The sequence below is a fragment of the Myxococcales bacterium genome (genome assembly GCA_012517325.1).
In the GTDB taxonomy this organism is placed as follows: domain Bacteria; phylum Lernaellota; class Lernaellaia; order Lernaellales; family Lernaellaceae; genus JAAYVF01.
The window spans coordinates 1-2,605 of the sequence record JAAYVF010000096.1 but is presented as its reverse complement, the minus strand read 5'-3'; the positions used below and the strand labels follow the sequence as shown (position 1 = coordinate 2,605).

General features: G+C 61.3%; 4 protein-coding genes. All 4 read right to left on the bottom strand.

Annotation, left to right across the window (positions count from 1 at the left end; all coding sequences use genetic code 11):
* The coding region (locus GX444_17025) for a hypothetical protein (protein NLH50285.1) at positions 1-620 on the bottom strand (620 nt) is incomplete at its 3' end.
* On the bottom strand, positions 617-1,681 hold the full coding sequence (locus tag GX444_17020; protein ID NLH50284.1) for a GPW/gp25 family protein: 1,065 nt from the start codon (positions 1,679-1,681) through the stop codon (positions 617-619). The genes GX444_17025 and GX444_17020, both read right to left, overlap by 4 nt.
* Positions 1,678-1,887, bottom strand: a complete 210-nt coding sequence (locus GX444_17015) for a hypothetical protein (GenBank protein NLH50283.1) — start codon at positions 1,885-1,887, stop codon at positions 1,678-1,680. Before GX444_17015 ends, GX444_17020 begins: the two co-directional genes overlap by 4 nt.
* On the bottom strand, positions 1,884-2,605 hold a 722-nt coding region (locus GX444_17010; GenBank protein NLH50282.1), incomplete at its 5' end, for a hypothetical protein. The genes GX444_17010 and GX444_17015, both read right to left, overlap by 4 nt.

The following is a 2,605-nucleotide window of genomic DNA, read 5'->3' as shown; positions in this document are numbered from 1 at the left end:
CGCTCCGTGCTGCCCTGGGTCAGTTCCTCCCAGGCAAGGAAGCAGCGGGTCCTCAGCGACGCATCGGTTTCCTCGTCGCTGCCCTCGCTGGTGATCCAGTCATCGCGGTTCTCGACGCGATCCACGCCCCGGATGTGGACGGCGGTTTTCTGGATGGAGCCGGGCCCGACGTTGTGGGCCGCGCCGGGTTGCTCGGCGACGACGGCCGCTGCGATCTCGGTCGTCCCCGTCGCCAGGATCACCTCGTCCTTGGTGAAGAAGCGATAGGCTTTGCCTTCCTGGTCTTTGAGCGTTGAAACGATTGTGCCCGCAGGGATGACGATGTTTTCGTTCTTGGGGACCGTCCGGCAGAAATAGACGATGCCCTCGGTTGCCTTGGCCGGGTGTCGCGTGACGCCGAATTCCTTGGCCTTGAGATCGAGCCAGTACCCCGTGGCCGTGGCAATAAATCCGGCTTTAAGGCAGGCAAGCGTCAGATCACCCAGGTCGGCAATGGCAGCGCCGAGGATTTCCACCAGGGTGCGGACCACGGAGCCGACATTGAAATTGGTGAGCTTCGTACGGGCCGCGATCTTGGCCAGCATTTCGGCGACGATCTGATCGTAAGTGCGGATGATCATTGTGCTGCCTCCCGCGTGAATATCCGCGACACATCATCGAGGCCGTATTGCCAGACGAAGTTGAGCGGAACGATCTGGCCGTCGGAAATAGCCGAAGCCCGGATGGAAACGGAAAGCTCGGTGTCGGAGTAGCGTTCCATGTCCACCTGCACTGTTTCGGGAAGTAGGCGCGGCGCAACGGACGGATCATTGATCAGAGCGTCGCGCACCGCCCGTTCGACGTGACGGACGAATCCGGCCTTGTAGCTTTCGCCGAAAAGTCGCCCGACGCCCGCGCCGTATTCCGGATGACCGAACAGGTCCTTGGGCAGGGTTTCGAGGAGATCGGCGATATCCTGGAGTAGGCAAACCCGCCCGTTCGGCGTCAGCGCCAGATCGCCGGTAACCGAGATGGCCAGGTCGCCGTCCTCATCGAGGAGCAGATCGCAGCCGAGGTTGGGATAGCCGTACCCGGTCACCACCGCCGGTTGATCCACCGGCGCGGCGTTTTCCATGTAGTTGTCGAAAAAGGCCTCGACGGGGTTGCCGCAGCACAGGGCGTAAAGAATGACCTGGATGTCGCCGGTCGTCCCGTCCACCTGGGACATGGCCTGATAGCCCGCGCCGTCGAGCAGATCGGCCTCGGTGGTCCAGGTGCTGCCGAAGCGGGAGATGCGAAGCCGCCCCGCCTGCTGGCTGATCCCCGGCTGAAGCTCAATCGCTCCCACGCCGGTGATGCCGCCGTCCACGCGCACATGGGCCAGGACGAGGTCGAGCGCCCCGAACTTGAACAGCCCCACCACTTCCGGCGACTGGCTCGGTGCGCCGAGGACGATGGCTGCCCATCCGAAAGGAAGCGCCGGGCCAAGGGTGATTGTGGCATCGATGGCCTGCAGGGCATGATCGAGGTTGCGGGTGAGGTACCAGCCCTCCAAACCGATATGGATGGCCTTGCCGAGGGTCAGCACCTCGCGCTCCTCGGCGGGTACAAGACGACGGTTGAAACGGAAGTCGTGTTTCACCTGGCAGGACAAGCGGCTGTTGATTTCGCTGATGGAAACGGTCTGGCGGGTGGTGGTCATCGCGGCGCCTCCTGCTCGGTCAACTCACGGCAGAAAAGCGCGTACAGCATCTCGCCGCCCGCATCGTTGCCCGTTTCCTCGACGAAGTATTCGAAGCCCGGTTTGATCAGATGTTCGAGTTCCCAACGCCGAAAGAGTCCGGGCACGCGCCGGTACTGCCTGGAGTCGGCGTTTTTCCTCAGAAGCGCTTCAAGGTCGAATTTCATGCGATTCTCCCGTTCGATTTGGATTTGGCCGGGGCTTCATTGCCCCTTTGAATTCCCAAGTCATCGAGAATCGAAAACGTGACATCACCCGACCGGATTTTTTCTGCGGCTCTGCGAAGTCGGTCTTTAGCGCGATGAAATCGTTGGCGAATCGCGGCGGGGGATACGCCTCCCTCGGCGGCGATCTCGGTGAGGTTCGCACCGAACACGATGTGGTCCACGAGCAACGCCGCGTCCGGCGCGGACAAACCCGCGTCCCGAACCAGGCGCGTTTTCAACTCGTCAAGGGATATGTCGAGACGGTCAGTCGTCGAAAGTTGAATCGGAGCCCGAAAGACGAGGCGATTCGGTTGTGCAATTTCATCGTCATCGGAGTCGAGATCGTCGGCGGCTTCGTCGGCAAGTTGAAACAGCGCGTCGAAACTGACCGCGCCTCTTCGCGCCTTGATCTCTTTCAAAGCCGAGCGACGCGCTTTGGTCCAGACAGCGACCATGAGCCGCTTGGCGATTCCTTCATCAGTCCAAAGCGGTTCGTAACCGAGTCGGTTGCAAAGCGAATCCCAAATGGCGCTGGCCGCTTCCGCATCCGAAACGAATGATTTTCGAATTCGGCAAAAGACCCATTCCATCGTCGGCCAAAGGCCGAGCGCCAGGATCGCAAGCCATAACGTCGGGGCGGGTCCGGCGATCTGCAGTTGCCGTAAAGCGCGAATGACGG

What these genes read in the sequence shown, in the direction of transcription:
- GX444_17020 (NLH50284.1), bottom strand. Translation starts at nt 1,681, where the DNA reads ATGACCACCACCCGCCAGACCGTTTCCATCAGCGAAATCAACAGCCGC.
- GX444_17015 (NLH50283.1), bottom strand. Translation starts at nt 1,887, where the DNA reads ATGAAATTCGACCTTGAAGCGCTTCTGAGGAAAAACGCCGACTCCAGG.